Origin of the sequence: Acidovorax sp. Root568, assembly GCF_001427445.1 — a bacterium.
Taxonomy (GTDB): Bacteria; Pseudomonadota; Gammaproteobacteria; order Burkholderiales; family Burkholderiaceae_C; genus Acidovorax; species Acidovorax delafieldii.
Genome location: NZ_LMGP01000010.1, coordinates 208,714 through 227,826, shown reverse-complemented (window position 1 = coordinate 227,826; position 19,113 = coordinate 208,714). Strand labels below are relative to the sequence as shown.

The following is a 19,113-nucleotide window of genomic DNA, read 5'->3' as shown; positions in this document are numbered from 1 at the left end:
GAATGGGGTTTTGTTCTGTTGTCGGGTCGCAGCTGGCCTTACTTGGTCAGGACAAAACCCTTGAGCTTGGCAAACGCGCCGTCCACCAGCGCCTTTTGTTGTTCCTGGTGCAGGTGCGAGTAACCCACGGCTGGAGATGCCGAAGCAGCGCGACCGGAGTAGCCCAGCTTCTGGCCTTCGAGCATGTTCTCGTGGATGTAGTGCTGCACGAAGAACCAGGCACCCTGGTTTTGCGGCTCGTCCTGGCACCACACCACGTCGGTGGCGTTGGGGTACTTCTTCAATTCAGCGGCAAACGCCTTGTGCGGGAAGGGGTACAACTGCTCCACGCGCAGGATCACCACATCGTCGGCTTCCTTCTCTGCGCGCTTCTTCACGAGGTCGTAGTAAACCTTGCCAGAGCATGCGATCACGCGCTTGACCTTGGCCGCCTTCTTGACGATGGCTTCATCCTGCTCGGGAATCACCGTCTGGAAGCTGCCCTTGGTGAACTCGGACAGCGGCGAGGTCGCATCCTTGTTACGCAGCAGCGACTTGGGCGTCATGATGATCAGCGGCTTGCGCAGATCACGCACCATCTGGCGACGCAGCACGTGGAAGATCTGGCTGGCCGTAGTGGGCTGCACGATCTGCATGTTGGCGTCGGCAGCCAATTGCATGAAGCGCTCCAGGCGGGCAGAGCTGTGCTCTGGGCCCTGGCCTTCGTAGCCGTGGGGCAGCATGAGGGTGATGCCGTTCACCCGGCCCCACTTCACTTCGCCGGAGGCGATGAACTGGTCGATCACCACTTGGGCGCCATTGGCGAAGTCGCCGAACTGCGCTTCCCAGATCACCAGTGTATTGGGGTCGTTCGACGCATAGCCGTACTCGAAGCCCAGGACAGCTTCTTCGGACAAGATGGAGTCGATCACAACAAACGGGGCCTGGTTGTCGGCCACGTTCTGCAGCGGCACGTAGGTACCAATGTCCCACTTCTCGCGCTTTTGGTCATGGATCACGGCGTGGCGGTGCGTGAACGTGCCGCGGCCGCAGTCTTCACCGGACAGGCGCACGGGATAGCCGCTGGCCACCAGCGAGGCAAATGCCATGTGCTCACCCATGCCCCAATCCACAGGGATGTCACCACGGCCCATGGCCGCGCGGTCGTCATACACCTTCTTCACCAACTGATGCGGCGTCACGCTCTCGGGGATGGTGGTGATCTTCTCAGCCAGGCGCTTCCACTCGGCCAGAGGAATAGCCGTGTCTCCAGCATCGGTCCACTTTTTGCCCAGGAACGGGCTCCAGTCCACCGCGTACTTGCTCTTGAAGTTGGTCAGCACGGGATCGACCGTGTGCTTGCCCGCATCCATAGCAGCGCGGTAGGCCTTGACCATGTCGTCGCCCAGTGACTCTCCCAGACCCTGCGCCGCCAGCTTATCGGCGTACAGCTTGCGTGTGCCGGGGTGCGCGCCGATCTTCTTGTACATCAGCGGCTGCGTCAGAGCCGGGGTGTCCTGCTCATTGTGACCCAGCTTGCGGAAGCAGATGATGTCCACCACCACGTCTTTCTTGAACTCCATGCGGAACTCAAGCGCGAGCTGAGTGGCCAACACCACGGCTTCCGGATCATCACCGTTCACATGCAATACGGGCGACTCGATCATCTTGACGATGTCGGTACAGTACAGCGTGGAGCGGGTGTCACGTGGATCGGACGTGGTGAAGCCGATTTGGTTATTGATGATGATGTGCACCGTACCACCCGTGTAGTAGCCACGGGTCTGGGCCAGCGCCAGAGTTTCCTGATTGACACCTTGGCCTGCAAAGGCCGCGTCACCATGCACCAACACAGGCAAAACCTGCTTGCCGTGTGGATCGGCACGGCGGTCCATGCGAGCACGCACAGAGCCTTCGACCACGGGGTTCACGATTTCCAGGTGCGAGGGGTTGAATGCCAGCGACAGGTGAACCGGACCGCCGGGGGTCGTCACATCCGAGCTGAAGCCCTGGTGGTACTTCACGTCACCCGCAGGCAGGTCTTCGGGAGCGGTGTGATCGAACTCAGCGAACAGGTCCTTGGGCATCTTGCCCAGCGAGTTGACCAGCACGTTCAGGCGGCCGCGGTGGGCCATGCCGATCACGATTTCTTGTACGCCCTTGGCGCCTGCAGACTGGATGAGTTCATCCATCGCAGCAATAAAGCTTTCGCCGCCTTCCAACGAAAAGCGCTTCTGACCCACGTACTTGGTGTGCAGGAAGCGCTCCAGCCCTTCAGCAGCCGTCAGGCGGTCAAGGATTTGTTTTTTCTTGTCAGCACCAAAGCTGGGCTTGCTGCGGATCTTTTCCAGCTTCTCCTGCCACCAGCGCTTCTGGTTCTGGTCGGTGGCGTACATGTATTCAGCGCCGATGGAGCCACAATAGGTCTCACGCAGCGCGTTGATGAGTTCACGCAACGTCATCGACTCTTTGCCGAAGAACGTGTTGCTAGTGTTGAACACAGTTTCCTGATCAGCGTCGCTGAAACCGTAGAACGAAGGCTCCAGTTCAGGAATTGCGGGACGCTCTGTGCGCTTGAGCGGATCCAGATCGGCCCAGCGCTGACCCACATTGCGGTAAGCGGCGATCAGCTGCTGAACGGCGGTACGCTTGCGGCCCAGTTCAGAGTCGGCGCCCGTCGCAACCACAACCTTGGTGCCGCCTTGCTTGGCACGCTCGGCAAAGGCATTGATGACAGGCAGATGGGGAACGTCTTTGGCGTTGCTGCCATCCACGGCGGGGACATGCTGCAGCGCGTCAAAGTACTCGCGCCACGTATCTGGCACGCTACCGGGATTGGCGAGATAGTTCTCGTACATCTCTTCGACATAGGGCGCATTGCCGCCGAAGAGGTAAGTGTTGCCTTGGTAGGCTTGATAGACGGATGTCGTATCGCTCATATTCCGCTGACCTCCGCTTTCCTTGGGAAAGCATTAGCTGGTTGAGAAACCTTCCGCGACACGGCTGAACCGGTTGGCGGATGCGACTGTGGCTGGGGAAGGGCCTTGGTACGGGCGCCATTGTGCCACCGAACCGAAGTCCACCCCCAAAAAGTGGATCCAGACCATCGCCGCACAGCGCAAGAAGCTGCGCCGATCAGCGCCTCGCGTACATTCCGGGTATCCCATTGCAAACCCCACTCCATGCCGCATCAACACCTCCCGGACAAAGCCTTTTTGCTGCTGCTCACCCTCGTCACCGTCGCGTTCGGAGCGATCCTGTGGCAGTTTCACGGAGCCGTTTTCTGGGGCGTCATCCTCGCCATTCTTTTTGCCCCACTGCACCGCAAACTGCTGCGAAAAATGCCCAAGCGGCCCACGCTCGCGGCCTTATGCACACTCGGTTTGTGCCTTGTGGTGGTGATCTTGCCGATGACGGCCATCACGGTGTCGCTCATTCAGGAGGCCACCGCAATCTACGAACGGGTGCGCTCAGGTCAAATCAATTTTGGGCTGTACCTGCAGCAGGTCATTGCTGCACTGCCAGCTTGGGCTGTCGGCCTGCTTGACCGCCTCCAACTTACCAGCGTCGGCGAGCTGCAGCAAAAGCTCTCGTCCTTCGCGGTACAGGCCAGTCAATTCGTTGCGACACAGGCGCTGAGCATCGGTCAAAACACCCTGGAGTTCATTGTCAGCTTCGGCATCATGTTGTACCTGTTATTCTTCCTGCTGCGAGACGGAGCCAGTCTGGCACAGCGTATCGGGCAAGCCACCCCCCTGGAAGAAGCGCACAAGCGCCAGCTGGTCGGAAAATTCACGACCGTGATCCGTGCCACGGTCAAAGGCAACATTGTGGTGGCGGCTTCTCAAGGCGCGCTGGGCGGCATGATTTTCTGGATCTTGGGCATCCAGGGACCGGTGCTGTGGGGGGTGCTCATGGCCTTCCTGTCCCTTTTGCCAGCCGTGGGCGCCGGGCTGATCTGGGTGCCTGTGGCCATCTACTTTCTGGCAACCGGCGCTGTGTGGCAAGGCGTGGTGCTGACTGCATTCGGCATCTGCGTGATCGGGCTTGTGGACAACATCCTGCGCCCCATTCTGGTGGGCAAAGACACCAAGATGCCCGACTACATCGTGCTGATCTCTACCCTGGGCGGCATGGCCTTGTTCGGCCTCACGGGGTTTGTGATCGGTCCAGTGATAGCTGCACTTTTCATGGCCAGCTGGGACCTTTTTTCACCACCTCCGGAGGCGGACGCACCCACCCGGTGATACCCCCCAACCTCGGCCACGTGTACCAGTCAGGGAGGCATGGATAGCCCGTGGCTGGCGCTTCAAATAACCAAAAAAAAGCCTCCCAAGGGAAGCTTTTTGGCTGGAGACGCACTCAAGAGTGCATTCTGAATCGGGTGGTAGGACGTAGAAGATTCAACTTGTGACCAATGGAATGAATGTCAGGACGCAAGCTTGATAAATCAAGGCACTAGGTCAAAGTAGTGTGTGCAAACACCGCAATACCGCGACCTTCGCTGCGCAGAAGGCCGAAACCAGCCCATTCACCAAGAGCAAGAGCCACGCAGCAGCACTGTTCAGCGAAGCGGTGCTCGCCAATCTGGTCTTTGAAGAAGGCGACGCCGGTGAGGCCGAGGTCACTATCAACGTTCGCACCCGATCTGCGAGATGTGGCGCGGACTGCGCGCCGCACGAAGCGCACTTACCACGGCAAGAAGCTGTGCAAGATCGTGGGCGACATTGGCGAGCGCAACAGCCTGCAGCTGCGCATGGATGAACGCCTGGACAACACCCCGGAGGACTACATCGACCAGACGCGCGAGAGTGACTTGCACTTCCTCACCCGCCTGGCCAAGAAGCACGACGCGGTGGCCACAGTGAAAAAAGGCCGCCTGGTGTTCAAGCCATAGGCAGCCCGAAGGCCGCCAATGGCGAAGACCTCGAAACCATCACCATCACCCGCGCCGATGGCGACCAGCACCGCTACCACAGTGCCTACAGCGGGGTGCGCGCGTACTGGCACGACCCGAACGCGGCCGAGAAAAATAGCGTGTTGGTAGGCGAGCAGGAAAACGAAAAACGCCTGAAAGACACCTACGGCAGCGAGGCCGACGCCATGGCCTCCGCGCGGGCCGAGCGCGGGCGCATCGAGCGGGGCAAGGCCACAATGGAGCTGACTCTGGCGCTGGGGCGGCCCGAGCTGATGCCCCAAACACCAGTGGTGCTACAGGGGTTCAAGGATGTGATTGACGACACACCGTGGCTGGTGGTGAAACTGACGCACACCTTGGGCGACAACGGACTGACAACGCGCATGGAGCTGGAAACACGCACGACCGGCCAGTCTCACTGATATCGGTAGGACCACCCAACCGCGGCATTCAGTGCTTCACAGCTCTGGAACGGCGGATTCCAAACATGGCCATCAGACTGGCCAGAAGCAACAGCGCCCAAGTTGACAATGTTGGAATTGACGAGGCTGGTACCACAGCGGCGCTGCGCTGCACCGAGCCCGCATCAAGACAAGCACCCGCAATGCGAGGGTTGCCGCGCTGATCCGCGGTGATTCCGCCAGGCAACAGCGCTGCCGCACCAGCGCAAATAGCGGCACCGCCTGCGACCGGGAGCATCGTCTGTGTCAGTCCCCCGTTGTTCGCGAGCGCCCCGAGAGGCTGAGTCACAGTCACCACGTAATTCAGGGTTCCGTAGCCGGTATGGTCGTCCGCCACGCCTCCAGCGAGGTTGTTATAGAAGACGTTGTTGCGTGATGTACCAAAATCGCCGCTAGGCGAGAGTGCGGCTGGCGTCGAGCTGGCCACTTGGTCTGCAAAAACGTTGTTGTGTAAAGTAGCATTACCGCCGCTCACAGCTATCGCCGCGCCACTGCTGGCCTGATTTGCCGAGAACGTGTTGCTGATGACAGTCACGGTGCCAATAGCGGACATGGCACCGCCAAGGCCGGGCGTGCTGTTGGCACGGAAGGTATTGTTGATAATTGTCAGCACCCCTCCAGGTTGGACATTGATCGCCCCGCCGTTTACCGAAGCTGTGTTGCCAGCGAAGGTATTCCCAGTCACCGTCGCGTTGCCCGAAATTATCATCGCGCCCCCACCGACTGACGTTCCGCTATTGTTCGCAAAAGTCGAATCGGTGACTGTCAACGAACCACCGTTGGCCAAATTTATGGCTCCTCCGTTGGAGGCTGTGTTGCCACTCAACACACTATTGCGAAGTGTCAGACTAGAAGCAACGCTGAAAGCGCCACCAAGTCCAGCAAAAAAGCCGTTGGCTACCGTCACACCGGATACCGTCAGCGCGCCGGCAGTCACGTCAAAAACACGAACTGCACCCTGACCGCTGATCGTCAGATTGCCTGCGCCAGGCCCTTGGATCGTAAGGTTCTGCGCAACCGTCAAAGTAGAGGCCAACGGGATGGTTCCAGTAACGCCCGGATCGAAAACCACTGTATCGCCTGGCACTGCCGCCAGTATTTGGCCGCGAAGCGATCCCGGACCCGCATCGTTGAGGTTCAACACCGTCAACGTGGCCGCATGGGCATTGCCAAAGAACAGGGCAAGCACACACATGCCCACGCCAAGGAGTATTCTGTGATCTCGCACTTGCTTTCTCCCGCTCTTTGAAAGCAGGCAGTTTAAGGCTGAGCAGAAAACCGCGCCCCTCTTCCCGTGCCAACCGTGCGAATCTGCAACACGGCCTAGTGATGGCCTACAGGCACGATCCCACCGCGGCAGAGAAAAAGAGCGTGCTGGTGAGCGTGCAAGACAATGACAAGCCCCAGAAGAACATGGGCGTACAGTCTTCAGGCCATGAGGCATGGCAGGACTTTGCGGAACATGCCTTCTGATTGCGGAACATGCTGAGTGCCATCGAAAAGTACCATGCTACGAAAATGGCGCAAAGAAAAAAGGCCCTGTATTGCTACAGAGCCTTGTGATCATGGTAGGACGTACAAGATTCGAACTTGTGACCAACGGATTAAAAGTCCGCTGCTCTACCAACTGAGCTAACGTCCCGACCGATTGCAGCTATCGTGTCGATTGCTGCAAAGCCTTGAATTGTAGCGTCTTTTTTCCAGCCGATTTGGAATTGGTTGCAAGTTTATCGAGCACCCAGCCTGCGGCACATTGGCCGAAGGTCGCGGTCACAGCGACCACCGAGCCGTAGCCGTGGCAGTTCAAAGAACCATCGCCATCGATATTGCAGGAAGCATCTGGCGGGGCTACGGCCTCACGGCTGAAAACGCAGGTGACCCCGATCTTCTTGCCCTCCCGCGGTGCACCGTGGTGTTTGCGCAGCTGATAGCGCATTTGGGCCAACAGCGGGTCATGGGTGGTCAGTGCGAGATCATCCACATCCACCTTGTGCGCATGCCGCTTGCCCCCTGCTGCACCCACGGTGATGTGCAGCACCCCATGGGCCTGCGCCCATATGGACAGTGCAGTTTTGGCTTTGATCTGGTCACAGGCATCAATGAGAGCGTCTACGGACGTTTGCAGCAAGGCAGGCCAGTTTCCAGGCTCCACAAACTCCTCCACGCAATGAACGATGCAGTCCGGGTGGATTTGTGCGATGCGATCACGCATGGCCAAAACCTTGGCCTGTCCCACCGTATCGGTGAGCGCATGGATCTGTCGGTTGATGTTGGATTCAGCCACATGGTCCAAATCGATCAGGGTAATTTGCGCGACGCCACTGCGCGCGAGGGCCTCTGCGGCCCACGACCCGACTCCACCAATACCAACCACGGCCACGTGTGCGGAGCGAATTCTGGCTGCGCCCTGCACTCCGTAGAGCCGCTGAAGCCCACCAAAGCGGCGCTCCGAAGCGTGCTCCGAAGCGTGCTCCGCACCACCATCTGGCGCAGCCTGCGAGGCAAAAGCCACATCACCCGCCATCACTTGAGCCGCGACAGGCGTTCTTTAGCGGCCACAGCGGCCTCAGACTGCGGATAAGCCCGGATGAGGTCTTCCAGTGTCTTGCGCGCGGTGCGTGTATCTTTGAGCTCAATCTGGCAATTGGCGATGGACAGAGCTGCCTCGGGCGCACGGGCGTGCGTGGGGGCATCGGTCAGCATTTGTTTGAAATTGCCGATGGCTTCCTTGTACTCACGCGTAGCGTACTGGGCATTTCCCAACCAGAAACGCGCAGAGGGCACGTAGCCGCTGCGCGGATACTGCCGCACAAAGCCCGCGAAAGCGACACTTGCATCAGGGAATTTGCCGGAGCGAAAGACAGCCAGAGCCGCCTCAAAATCCCGCTTTTCGGCAGGATCTGCCTGGAAATCGCGGCCATCCACATTGACCTTGATGGGCTCAAACTGCCGCAATCTCTCATCCACACCCTGCGCGATGTCTTTCTGCCGACGCTGCAGTTCACCGACATCGCGCAAAAGCTGCTCATTCTGGCCGTTGAGTTTGGCTTGCTCGGCACGCAAGGTTTCGATCTGCGTCTGCAAATCCAGCAGACTGCGGCGCAACTGAGCGTTTTCTTCGCCCAGCTTGCGCACCTCTTCGGCAGAACGCTGCTGAGATGACTGCAGACCATCAACGCGCTGTCGCATCTCCAGGATAGCCCGTCGCGCTTCGCCATCTTCAAAGATGGCGGCATGGGCAGAAGACAGCGACACGGCGAGCAGTGCCGCCGTGGCCAGCGCCCGCAACGAGAAAACCGGTGCAGCGGATGTCATCAACGGTACGAGAGTTCAGCGCGGCGGTTCTGGGCGCGTGCATCTTCGGTAGCCCCTTGGGCTGCAGGCTTTTCCTTGCCAAAACTCACGGCCTCGACCTGGCTGTCAGGCACGCCCAGCAAGCCCAGCGAGCGGCGCACGGCTTCTGCACGCTTCTGGCCCAGTGCCAGGTTGTACTCGCGGCCACCACGGTCATCGGTGTGGCCTTCGATCATGACCTTGCGGTTGGGGACCGCTTTGATGAAGCGGGAATGCGCTTCAATCAGCGACTGGAACTCGGGTTTGATCACGTAGCTGTCGTAATCAAAGTACACGACGCGCGCGACCCCCACGGGGCCTGCACCGTCACGGCCGGACTGGCCGAGGTCCACGCCCGCCACGCCGCTTTGCGAGGTATTGCCGGAGTTGGCACCGTTGTTGGCTCCACCCATGGTGGAGGTGGCATTTTTGTCTTCGACCGGCACATCATCCAGCTTCACGCCAGAGCTGCAGCCCGCCACGAGAGCGGCAACGGTGAGGGCAAGGGTAATACGTTTCATCATCCAAATTTCTCCTGAAGGCTTGATAACTGAAAGTGCAGATAAGTTCATTGCTTTTGGAACGGGCCCCAGTCCGGCTCGCGGATGTCGCCCGCCTGACCGGCAAGACGCGCCTTGATCTTGCCGTCCAGGGTGGTGGTCATGAGGGCTTCACGGCCTTGCTGTTGGGTGGCGTAAACAATGAGACGGCTGTTGGGCGCAAAGCTGGGATTTTCGTCGGCCGTCGTGTCTGTCACAGCATTGACGGTGCCCGTGGACAGGTCCATCACATGCAGCTTGAATGCGCCCCCCACGCGGGAGATGTAGGCGAGCCAGCGACCGTCCGGACTCACGCTGGGTGAGATGTTGTAGGTGCCGGTGAAGGTCACGCGCTCCGCATTGCCACCGGACGCACCCACCTTGTAGATTTGCGGGGCACCGCCCCGGTCGCTCACAAAGAAAATGCTGCGGCCATCGCCCGAGAACACAGGTTCGGTATCGATGCCTGCGCTTTGCATCAGGCGGCGCGGCTCGCCGCCGTTGGCATCAATGGTGTACAGCTGCGAGCCGCCATCGCGGCTCAACGTGACCGCCAGCGTACGGCCATCCGGCGCCCAGGCTGGCGCACTGTTGGAGCCACGGAAGTTCGCGATCAGGCGCCTGCGACCTGTGGCCACATCGTGCACATAGACCACCGGCTTGCGCGACTCGAACGACACATAGGCCAGTTGCCCCCCGTTGGGCGACCATGCAGGCGAGATGATGGGTTCGGGGCTGGACAGTGCGGACTGGGCGTTCTCGCCGTCGGCATCCGCGACCCAAAGGCTGTAACGGGGGCCGGTTTTGGTCACATAGGCGATGCGCGTCGAGAAGATACCGCGCTCACCCGTGAGCTTTTCGTAGATGAAGTCGGCAATGCGGTGCGACACCAGGCGCAGGTCGCCCTGCGTGACCACAAAACTCTGTCCGCCCAGGTCTTGGCCCTTGACCACATCCCACAAACGAAACCGCACATCAAAACGCCCATCAGCCAAACGCGTGACGCTGCCAGTGGCCAGCGAATCCGCACTTTTCTGGCGCCACAGCGCGACGTCTGGCCGCGCGGTTTCGTCCAGCGCTGCGCCGGAGGCGTCAATAGCGCGGAACTGCCCGCTTCGCTCCAGGTCGGCCTGGACGATGGCCGCAATTTTTTGGGGCGATTGCGCCTCGCCCCGAAACGGAGCAATGGCGATGGGCAATTGGGTCAGCCCAACGCCGGTGACTTCCACACGGAACTGAGCAAGCGCTGGAATGGATGGTGAGGCGATGAGTGCGGCCAGCAACTGGCGGCGCAGGGGAAGCAGCGGAGCTGCGAAAGATGGGTGTTGGGAGATTCGATCTGTGGTCATTGGCATCCAGCAGTGGCCGAACAAGTGCCGAAAGGGCAAACCCGAATGTTACACACAGCGGCGAGCCCCCTGTGACAAACTGTGCGCGACCCACCGTGCCGGACAGGCTGCGCATGGCACAAACGTAGAATCCGGGCGACATGCAAGCCACCGACACGGGCACCAAGCCCGCCACAGCCCCTACTCCCCCCACGACCTTGATGGCGCGCCTGAGGCGGCTGTCGGTGTACTTTGGCGACCAGCGAATGGCCTGGAGTCTGGCCATTGTTGCAACCTTGGTGGGTGCAATCACCGAACCCTTGATCCCTGCCCTGCTGCAGCCGCTGCTGGACAAGGGCTTTACCCAAGGGACCTTGCAGCTGTGGATGGTGCCCCTGGCGATTCTGGGGGTTTTTTTCGTCCGCGGCGTAGCCCAGTTTGTGGGTCAATATGCACTGGCGCGCATCGCCAACGAAGGCATGCTGACACTGCGCCAGGCGCTGTTTGATCGTGTTCTGGCCGCAGAGATGGGATTGTTTGCGCGCCAGTCGGCCAGTGCCCTCTCCAACACCGTGGTCTATGAAGTGCAGACCGGTGCCACGTTGCTGGTGCAGGCCCTGCTCGGCCTGTCGCGCGATGGCTTCACGCTGGTCGCGCTGCTGGTCTATTTGCTGTACCTCAACTGGCAGCTCACACTGATTGTTGCCGTCGTCGTTCCGGGGGTCGCCTGGATCATGAAGACCCTGTCGCGGCGGCTGTACCACTTGACCAAAAGCAGCCAGCAGGCCACGGATGAGCTGGCCTATGTGGTCGAAGAAAACGTGCTGGCGCATCGTATGGTGCGCCTGCATGGCGCGCAAGGCGGGCAGGCGCAGCGTTTTGCCGACCTGAGCCGCAGCCTGCGCCGCCTGGCCATCAAGTCCACCATCGCCTCCGCAGCCATGACACCGCTGACCCAGTTGCTGGCCGCCGCTGCGCTGTCGGTGGTGATCTGCATTGCGCTCTGGCAGAGCCGGGGTGCGGTCGATACGAAGGACGTGACCGTGGGCGGGTTTGTGTCCTTTATTACGGCCATGCTGATGCTGATTGCGCCCATCCGGCGCCTGGCTGATGTGGCCAGCCCCGTGACCCGGGGTGTAGCAGCTTTGGAACGCGGCCTTGGGCTGCTGGGCGACACGGGTGCAGAAACTGGTGGCATCTACCGCAAGGACCGCGTGCAAGGCGCACTCACGCTGAGCAATGTCACTGTATCGTTTGGCGCCGACCACGCCCCCGCCCTGAACGGGGTCAACCTGCAGGTGGCCCCGGGCGAGATCGTGGCACTGGTGGGGCCCTCTGGCGCCGGCAAGACCACGCTGGTCAACCTGCTCCCGCGTTTTGTCATGCCTTCAGCGGGCACCATCGCGGTCGACGGGCATGCCTTGCCGGACTGGGACCTGCCCTCCCTCCGGTCGCAATTTGCCATGGTGAGCCAGGATGTGGTGATGTTCAATGACACCATTGCCACCAATGTGGCGCTGGGCCAGGCCGTGAACGAAACCCGGGTGCGGGAATGCCTGGCTGCCGCCAACCTGGCGGAGCATGTAGAAGGTCTGCCGCAGGGCATCCACACGGTGGTGGGACACAACGCCACGCAGTTGTCAGGTGGGCAGCGTCAGCGGCTGGCCATTGCGCGGGCCCTGTACAAGGACGCCCCCATCCTCATCCTGGACGAGGCGACGTCTGCCCTGGACACCGAATCGGAACGCCTGGTGCAAGAGGCCCTACAGCGCCTGATGCAGGGCCGCACGACCCTGGTCATTGCACACCGGCTGTCCACCATCGAGCATGCCGACCGCGTCGTGGTGATGGAGCGCGGGCGCATCGCCGAGCAAGGCACCCACAGCGAGCTGATGGCGCAGGGTGGGCTGTATGCGCGGCTGCAGACACGCGCCGCGTCGGGCACAGGGGCCATCGCCGAATAAGCACGCACGGCCCACCAGGGTGGCCGCCGATGGCTTCAATGCAGCCGCCGTGCTCCGCCTTGCACCAGCGTGCTGCCGTCGCCTGCTGTGGTTACCACTTGCCCCGGTTGGGCTGGCGGCGGCGGATGGCCACGGCGATTCTTTCTGCAGACTCGGTACGGCTCACACGCAAGGCGAAATCGGCGGCGGTCAAGCCCAGCTGGTTCTTGAGCGTGGGATCGGCACCTTCGTCCAGCAGCAGTTGCACCGCCTCGGTAGAGCCGTAATGCGCCGCCATCATCAGCGGCGTGGTGCCGTTGGGCGATGCTGCATCGATGTAGGCGTGGTTTTCCAGCAGCAATGAAATGATCACGGCATGCTGCGGCGAACCTGCCGACGCGGCGTAGTGCAGCGGCGTCCAGCCCGTCTTGTTGACATCGGCATCGCGCGCGATAAGCGCCTTGACGGCCTCCACGTTGCCCTTGATGGCAGCCATCATCAACGGGCTTTCGTCCTTGGCATTGCGGGCCTCCACATTCAGCCGACGGGATGCCAGCAACGCAGCAACGGCCTTGTTCGCGCCGTTTTGCAGGGCAATCATGAGCCCCACCTGCCCCTTGGGATCACGGGTGTTCGGATCAAACCCCCGGCGCAGCAGCGCAGTGATTGCATCACCGTCATCGCGCAGGACGGCCACAAAAAAATCTTCATAGGCACCGGCCCAGGCCCGGACTGACACCAGGCCCAACGCCACGGCGGCCAAAGCAGAACGTCGTTGCAGGCTCATGCCATCACCTCAGGGAACAAGCGGTCGAAATTGCGGCTGGTGGCCTCCGCCACCACCTCCAGCGTGAGGCCCTTGGTCTCGGCCACCTGCCGGGCCACATGGGGCACATACGATGGATTGTTGGTCTTGCCACGGTAGGGCACCGGGGCCAGGTAGGGGCTGTCGGTCTCGATGAGCATGCGGTCCAGCGGCACAAAGGCCACCACGTCGCGCAGCTCCTGCGCGCTCTTGAAGGTGACGATGCCCGAGAACGAGATGTAGTAGCCCCGATCCAGCGCGGCCCGCGCAACCTGCATCGATTCGGTAAAGCAGTGGAAAACGCCGCCCGCCAGATTGCCTGCGCCATCCTCGCCCTCTTCCTGCAGGATGGCCAGCGTGTCGTCGGAGGCACTGCGCGTGTGGATGATGAGGGGCTTGCCACAGGCGCGCGCCGCGCGGATGTGGGTGCGGAAGCGGTCGCGCTGCCACTCCAGGTCGGCAATGCTGCGCCCGCCCTTGCGATCTTCCATGCCGTAGTAGTCCAGGCCGGTCTCGCCAATCGCCACCACGCGGGGCAGCGCCGCGCGGTCCAGCAGATCCTGCACGCTGGGCTCGGTCACGCCCTCGTTGTCGGGGTGCACGCCCACCGTGCTCCAAAAGTTGTCATGGGCCAGGGCCAGGGCGTGCACGCCCTCGAACTCTTCCATGGTGGTGCAAATGCACAGGGCCCGGGTGACCTGCGCCTCGGCCATGGCCTGGCGGATGGCGGGCAGCTGGCTGACCAGTTCCGGGAAGTTGAGGTGGCAGTGCGAATCAGTGAACATGTGATGAAAAACAAAAAAGCCGACCAGCCAGCGCGGGTCGGCACGGGGGCGGCGGTGGCGCGGTCAGATCGTCTGGGTAGGACGGTCGGAGCCCAGCGCAGTTCCCAGCAATTCCTCGATCTTGGCCTTGAGCTGGCGGGATTTTTCGTCCTTGGGGAACTGGATGCCCACGCCCTGGGTGCGGTTGCCTGCAGCACGGGCCGGCGTCACCCAGGCCACGCGGCCTGCCACGGGGTAGCGCTGGGTGTCGTCGGGCAGGGTCAGCAGCACATACACATCGTCGCCCAGCTTGTAGTCGCGCTGGGTGGGCACGAAGATGCCGCCTTCGGCAAAAAAAGGAATGTAGGCGGCGTAGAGAGCGGCCTTTTCCTTGATGGCCAGCTGCATGACGCTGGGACGGGGCGCGGTGGATGGACTGCTCATGGGTGGGTGTGCGGCTTAGTGTCTGGAGTGTAGGGTGTTTCGCGCCTGGGCGACAAGCGCCTCCAGCATGAGCCCGCCATTGAACGGGTGGTCTGCCGTGCGCGCCGCCTTGGACAGTGCGCGAGACCAGCGTGTGAGCGCACCCAGTGGCGGCGTCTTGGGCAGGTCGGCCTGCGCAAAGTAGCGCGGCGCGGCGCCCACGCTGGCGGCCAGCAGGTCGTGGCAGAGCTTTTGCAGCGCGTCGATCACCTGGGCCGCTGCCCAGTCGCCCAGCACCGTCACATCACCCCGCGCCACGGCCTGGGGCAAGGCGGACCAGGCCTGCGGGCTGCGGCCCGACTGGGCCAGCGCCAGGGCGTCCTCAGGCCGCCCGCCTGCTGCACGCAGAAACGACACTGCCGCATCCCGGGCCACGCCCTGGGCTTGCAACCAGGCCAGGCTGTCGGCCTCCACAGGCCAGACCATGGTGTGGCCCAGGCAGCGGCTGCGGATGGTGGGCAGGAGCTGGTGCGCAGCCTCGCTGGCCAGCACAAAACGCACGTCGCCCGGCGGTTCTTCCAGCGTCTTGAGCAGCGCGTTGGCCGTGACATGGTTCATCTGCTCAGCGGGGTAAACCAGCACGGCCTTGCCTTTGCCACGCGCCGAGGTGCGCTGCGAAAACTCCACCGCATCGCGCATGGCCTCCACGCGGATCTCGCGGCTGGGCTTGCGCTTTTTGTCGTCAATGTCGGCCTGGGCCTTTTCCGACAGGGGCCAGCCCAGCGCCATCATCTGCACCTCGGGCATCAGCACGCACAGGTCGGCATGGGTGCGCACGTCGATGGCGTGGCAGCTGCCGCAGTGGCCGCAGGCGCCCTGCTCTGTCGGCGCATCGCACAGCCATGCGCGCACCATTTCCAGCCCCAGGGTGTATTGCCCCAGACCCGACGGCCCTTGCAACAGCCACGCGTGGCCGCGCTGGGCCAGCAGGCTGGTGCGCTGCGCAACGATCCAGGGCGCCAGGGCCACGGCGGTCTCGCTCATTGCGACCCTCCCTGCGTAGCCACCATGATGGCCAGCCAGCCCTTGCGCACAAACACGCTGGTGAGCTGCTGCCACACGCGGTGGCGGTCTTGCGCCGCATCCAGGCGCGCAAACCGTCGCGGTGCGGCGGCCGCGCGGTCTGCATAGCCCTGGGCGACGCGGCGGAAGAATTCGACCGGTTGGGCCTCGAAGCGGTCAGGCACACGCGCACCGGCCAGCCGCTCGGCCGCCACCTCGGGCGCCAGGTCAAACCACACCGTCAGATCGGGTTCACGCATCAAACTGGTCTCAGGCGCTAGTCCCGTCTGCGCCAGGCGCTCTAAAGTTGATAGCACACCCAGATCGAAGCCCCGCCCCGCGCCCTGGTAGGCAAAGGTGGCGTCGGTGAACCGGTCGCACAGCACCACGTCGCCACGGGCCAGCGCGGGCTCGATCACGTTGCGCAGATGGTCGCGGCGGGCCGCAAAGATCAGCAGCGACTCGGTGAGCGCATCCATCGGGTCGTTCAGGACCATCTCGCGCAGCTTTTCAGCCAGCGGCGTGCCACCGGGCTCGCGGCTCACGGTGACAGTACGGCCCTGGGTGCGGAAGGCCGCGGCCAGGCCTTCGATGTGCGAGGACTTGCCCGCACCGTCGATGCCTTCAAACGTGATGAACAGACCGGGTCGTGACATGGGCGCCTTGGTTCAAGAAACTGTTTACTGCTGCCCGCGCTGGTAGCGGTTGACGGCGCGGTTGTGCTCCTCCAGCGAGGCACTGAAATGGCTGGTACCGTCGCCCTTGGCCACAAAGTAGAGCGCGCGCGTGGCCTGCGGCTGCACGGCGGCCAGCAGCGAGGCCTTGCCGGGCATGGCGATGGGCGTGGGCGGCAAGCCGGGGCGGGTGTAGGTGTTCCAGGGGGTGTCGGTCTGCAGGTCGCGCCTGCGCAGGTTGCCGTCAAATTTTTCGCCCAGGCCATAGATCACCGTGGGGTCGGTCTGCAGCAACATGCCCACCCGCAGGCGGTTGACGAACACGCCTGCAATCTGGCCCCGGTCGCTGGCCTTGCCAGTTTCCTTTTCGACAATGCTGGCCAGCGTCAGCGCCTCGTCCGCCGACTTGAGCGGGGTGTCGGCCGCGCGCTGAGCCCAGGCCGCCTCCAGATGGCGGTCCATGGCGTGCATAGCCCGGCGCAGCAAGGCGATGTCGCTGGAGCCTTTGGCGTAGGTGTAGGTGTCCGGGAAGAACCGCCCCTCGGGCGCCACGCCGGGGCGGCCCAGCTGGGCCATCAGCACCTCGTCGGTCAAGGCGGCAGCATCGTGTTTGATCTGCTCCTCCTTGGCCAGCGCCTGGCGCACCTGGCGCCAGTTCCAGCCTTCGACCAGGGTGAGTGCGCGCAAGGCCTCTTCGCCCCGGGCCAGCTTTTGCAGCAAGCTGATGGGCGTGGTGCCGGGCGGGATTTCGTAGTTGCCCGCCTTGATGGCGCGGTCTTGCCCCGAGACACGGAACCAGGCGTAGAGCAGGCGCGCGTCCGTCTTCACCCCGGCCGCCACCACATCGCGGGCCACGCCGCGCGGCGTGGTGCCGGGCTCGATGGCCAGCTCCAGCGGCTCGGGGCCCACGTCGAGCGGCTGGTGCAGCCACCAATACGCAGCGCCGCCCAGTGCGATCCCCACCAACACGATCAAAGCCAGTAAACGTCGCACAACCCTGCTACCAATATGTATGAATCAGGGCATCATAATTCAGCGATGACCTACCCCTTGAATGGCATAGCCCCCTTGTCCCACCTCGGCGTGATTCGCGTGGAAGGCGAAGACGCCGCCAAGTTTCTGCACGGCCAGCTCACCCAGGATTTCGCCCTGCTCGGCATGGACCAGGCCCGCCTCGCGGCCTTCTTGTCGGCCAAGGGCCGCATGCAGGCCAGCTTCATCGGCTTCAAGCGCAGCGCCAGCGAGGTGCTGCTGGTCTGCAGCCGCGACCTGCTGCCCGCCACGCTCAAACGCCTGTCGATGTTTGTGCTGCGCGCCAAGGCCAAGCTGACCGATGCCACCGCCGACATCGCCCTCTATGGCGTTGCCGGAGACGCTATCAACTCCGTAGCTGGCAGCGCCCAGCCCGCCTGGACCAAGGCCGATGTGGGTGCCGCCACCGTGGTGCACCTGTACCCCGCCGATGGCACCCCGCGCGCCCTCTGGTTAGCCCCCGCCACAGAGCCCGCGCCCGCAGGCCCTGCGCTGGATGCCACGCTGTGGCTCTGGAGCGAAGTCATCAGCGGTGTCGCCACGCTGACCACGCCGGTGGTCGAAGCCTTTGTGCCCCAGATGCTCAACTACGAATCGGTGGGCGGCGTGAACTTCAAGAAGGGCTGCTACCCCGGCCAGGAAGTGGTGGCGCGCAGCCAGTTCCGTGGCACGCTCAAGCGCCGCGCCTACATTGCCCATGCAGCAGCCGAGGTGGCGGTGGGCGCCGAGGTGTTCAGCACCAGCGACCTCGAACAACCCTGCGGCACCGTGGTGCAGGTGGCCGCTGCGCCGGGCGGCGGGTTTGACAGCATCGTGTCGCTACAGATCAGCGCCGCCCAAGAGGGCTCTCTGCAAGTGGGCGCAGAAGGCGGCGTGGCGCTGTCGCTGCTGCCCCTGCCCTACCCGCTGCTGGACGATATTTGAGCCAAATCGGGCACAGGCGCTAGTCCAACATGCCCGAGTAGCTCTCCTTTTAATAGCAAACCATCAAAGCTTGCGGGCCATGGCGATGTGCGCAATGCCTGCCTCTTCGTACGGCTCGCCCACCACCGTGAACCCCGCGCGGCGGTAAAAGCCCTCGGCGCTGCGCTGAGCGTGTAATTGCACTTCGGCATCGCCCCGGGCACGCGCCGCGTCCACCAGCGCATCCAGCAATTGGCGGCCCCACTGCGCACCGCGCACCGACCGGTCCACCGCCATGCGGCCGATGCGGCCCACGCCGGGTGCGTGCTGCAGCAGGCGGCCCGCAGCGACGGGCATGCCCAGCCGGTTGTACAGCACAGCGTGGCGCGCCGAAATGTCGTGCCTATCGGCCTCGACCTCGGCCGGAATGCCCTGCTCGTGCACAAACACATCGGTGCGCACGCGGCCGGCATCGCGGCCCAGGGTGTTCCAATCGCCGGTGCGCACCTCGGCCATCTCAGCGCCCGCTTCAAAACCTTCAAAGATCGCACGCAGTGCGGGCGGCACCGGACGCGAGGTCTGCGTGGCCGGGTCGGCAAACACATAGACCAGCTCGGCAGAGATCAGCAGGCGGTCACCACAGAAAATGCCCGCCGTGAACAGGCACGACGAATTGCCGATGCGCGCGCACTTCAGGCCCACGTCCAGCGTGTCGTCGAGCCGCGCAGAGGCGTGGTACTCCACCGTGGCCTTCTTCACATACATCTCGCCGCCCAGCGCCAGCATGCTCGCCTCGTACGGCAGCGCCAGCGCGCGCCAGTACTCGGACATGGCGGTATCCACGTACATGAGGTAGTGCGCGTTGAACACGATCTTTTGCATGTCCACCTCGGCCCAGCGCACGCGCAGGCGGTGGAAACAACGGAAATCACTGCTTTGCATGGGTTCG

The 19,113-nt window shown here is 62.8% G+C and carries 19 protein-coding genes and 1 tRNA gene; 6 read left to right on the top strand and 14 right to left on the bottom strand.

All coding sequences use genetic code 11. The features are described from left to right. Window positions 1-38 precede the first annotated feature (38 nt). A complete protein-coding gene (locus ASD75_RS07615) occupies window positions 39-2,918 on the bottom strand; it encodes a 2-oxoglutarate dehydrogenase E1 component (protein ID WP_056063390.1) in 2,880 nt (959 codons plus the stop codon). Window positions 2,919-3,161: 243 nt separating this feature from the next. On the opposite strand from ASD75_RS07615, the gene ASD75_RS07610 reads away from it, so the two are divergent. From ASD75_RS07610 to ASD75_RS24040, 3 genes are all read left to right on the top strand, one after another. Then, window positions 3,162-4,226: an AI-2E family transporter gene (locus ASD75_RS07610; protein WP_056744450.1), complete on the top strand. Its 1,065-nt coding sequence runs from the start codon at window positions 3,162-3,164 to the stop codon at window positions 4,224-4,226. A gap of 410 nt (window positions 4,227-4,636) precedes the next feature. Further along, window positions 4,637-4,876, top strand: coding sequence for a contractile injection system protein, VgrG/Pvc8 family (locus tag ASD75_RS24045; protein WP_056744448.1), 240 nt, complete (start codon window positions 4,637-4,639; stop codon window positions 4,874-4,876). A 95-nt stretch (window positions 4,877-4,971) separates the two neighbouring features. Further along, window positions 4,972-5,319 carry a hypothetical protein gene (locus tag ASD75_RS24040; RefSeq protein ID WP_056744447.1) on the top strand — a complete coding sequence of 116 codons (348 nt, stop codon included), beginning with the start codon at window positions 4,972-4,974 and terminating at the stop codon, window positions 5,317-5,319. A 28-nt stretch (window positions 5,320-5,347) separates the two neighbouring features. On the opposite strand, the gene ASD75_RS23235 is transcribed toward ASD75_RS24040, so the two are convergent. Beyond that, on the bottom strand, window positions 5,348-6,547 hold the full coding sequence (locus tag ASD75_RS23235) for a right-handed parallel beta-helix repeat-containing protein (protein ID WP_162251082.1): 1,200 nt from the start codon (window positions 6,545-6,547) through the stop codon (window positions 5,348-5,350). Window positions 6,548-6,687: 140 nt separating this feature from the next. Between ASD75_RS23235 and ASD75_RS23830 the strand changes: the two genes are divergently transcribed. Continuing rightward, window positions 6,688-6,831: a hypothetical protein gene (locus ASD75_RS23830; RefSeq protein WP_162251081.1), complete on the top strand. Its 144-nt coding sequence runs from the start codon at window positions 6,688-6,690 to the stop codon at window positions 6,829-6,831. Window positions 6,832-6,924: 93 nt separating this feature from the next. On the opposite strand, the gene ASD75_RS07595 is transcribed toward ASD75_RS23830, so the two are convergent. From ASD75_RS07595 to tolB, 5 genes are all read right to left on the bottom strand, one after another. Next, window positions 6,925-7,000 (bottom strand) — tRNA-Lys (locus tag ASD75_RS07595). 12 nt (window positions 7,001-7,012) lie between these two features. Beyond that, complete coding sequence (locus ASD75_RS07590) at window positions 7,013-7,882, bottom strand: ThiF family adenylyltransferase (protein WP_056744445.1); 870 nt, start codon at window positions 7,880-7,882, stop codon at window positions 7,013-7,015. Continuing rightward, window positions 7,882-8,673: a tol-pal system protein YbgF gene (gene ybgF, locus ASD75_RS07585; RefSeq protein ID WP_146870763.1), complete on the bottom strand. Its 792-nt coding sequence runs from the start codon at window positions 8,671-8,673 to the stop codon at window positions 7,882-7,884. Before ybgF ends, ASD75_RS07590 begins: the two co-directional genes overlap by 1 nt. After that, window positions 8,673-9,215: a peptidoglycan-associated lipoprotein Pal gene (pal, locus tag ASD75_RS07580; RefSeq protein WP_056744443.1), complete on the bottom strand. Its 543-nt coding sequence runs from the start codon at window positions 9,213-9,215 to the stop codon at window positions 8,673-8,675. Before pal ends, ybgF begins: the two co-directional genes overlap by 1 nt. 44 nt (window positions 9,216-9,259) lie before the next feature. Further along, complete coding sequence (gene tolB / locus ASD75_RS07575) at window positions 9,260-10,579, bottom strand: Tol-Pal system beta propeller repeat protein TolB (RefSeq protein ID WP_056744441.1); 1,320 nt, start codon at window positions 10,577-10,579, stop codon at window positions 9,260-9,262. A gap of 140 nt (window positions 10,580-10,719) precedes the next feature. Between tolB and msbA the strand changes: the two genes are divergently transcribed. Beyond that, window positions 10,720-12,522 (top strand): lipid A export permease/ATP-binding protein MsbA, encoded by a 1,803-nt coding sequence (gene msbA, locus ASD75_RS07570; protein ID WP_056744439.1) that lies wholly within the window; start codon window positions 10,720-10,722, stop codon window positions 12,520-12,522. Window positions 12,523-12,613: 91 nt separating this feature from the next. On the opposite strand, the gene ASD75_RS07565 is transcribed toward msbA, so the two are convergent. The 6 genes from ASD75_RS07565 to mltG form a co-directional block, all read right to left on the bottom strand. Continuing rightward, entirely contained in the window at window positions 12,614-13,288 is a 675-nt protein-coding gene (locus ASD75_RS07565) for an ankyrin repeat domain-containing protein (RefSeq protein ID WP_056744437.1), read from the bottom strand. Continuing rightward, a complete protein-coding gene (locus tag ASD75_RS07560) occupies window positions 13,285-14,091 on the bottom strand; it encodes a TatD family hydrolase (RefSeq protein WP_056744435.1) in 807 nt (268 codons plus the stop codon). The genes ASD75_RS07565 and ASD75_RS07560 overlap by 4 nt, the downstream gene beginning before the upstream one ends. A gap of 63 nt (window positions 14,092-14,154) precedes the next feature. After that, a complete protein-coding gene (locus ASD75_RS07555; RefSeq protein ID WP_015013859.1) occupies window positions 14,155-14,514 on the bottom strand; it encodes a PilZ domain-containing protein in 360 nt (119 codons plus the stop codon). A gap of 15 nt (window positions 14,515-14,529) precedes the next feature. Next, on the bottom strand, window positions 14,530-15,537 hold the full coding sequence (locus ASD75_RS07550; protein ID WP_056744433.1) for a DNA polymerase: 1,008 nt from the start codon (window positions 15,535-15,537) through the stop codon (window positions 14,530-14,532). Further along, complete coding sequence (tmk, locus tag ASD75_RS07545; RefSeq protein ID WP_056744431.1) at window positions 15,534-16,211, bottom strand: dTMP kinase; 678 nt, start codon at window positions 16,209-16,211, stop codon at window positions 15,534-15,536. Before tmk ends, ASD75_RS07550 begins: the two co-directional genes overlap by 4 nt. A 24-nt stretch (window positions 16,212-16,235) precedes the next feature. Then, a complete protein-coding gene (gene mltG / locus ASD75_RS07540; RefSeq protein WP_235511566.1) occupies window positions 16,236-17,222 on the bottom strand; it encodes an endolytic transglycosylase MltG in 987 nt (328 codons plus the stop codon). A gap of 45 nt (window positions 17,223-17,267) precedes the next feature. Between mltG and ASD75_RS07535 the strand changes: the two genes are divergently transcribed. After that, window positions 17,268-18,185 carry a folate-binding protein YgfZ gene (locus ASD75_RS07535; protein ID WP_056744427.1) on the top strand — a complete coding sequence of 306 codons (918 nt, stop codon included), beginning with the start codon at window positions 17,268-17,270 and terminating at the stop codon, window positions 18,183-18,185. Between the two features lie 63 nt (window positions 18,186-18,248). On the opposite strand, the gene ASD75_RS07530 is transcribed toward ASD75_RS07535, so the two are convergent. Beyond that, window positions 18,249-19,106: a YbgC/FadM family acyl-CoA thioesterase gene (locus ASD75_RS07530; RefSeq protein WP_056744425.1), complete on the bottom strand. Its 858-nt coding sequence runs from the start codon at window positions 19,104-19,106 to the stop codon at window positions 18,249-18,251. Between the last annotated feature and the right edge of the window lie 7 nt (window positions 19,107-19,113).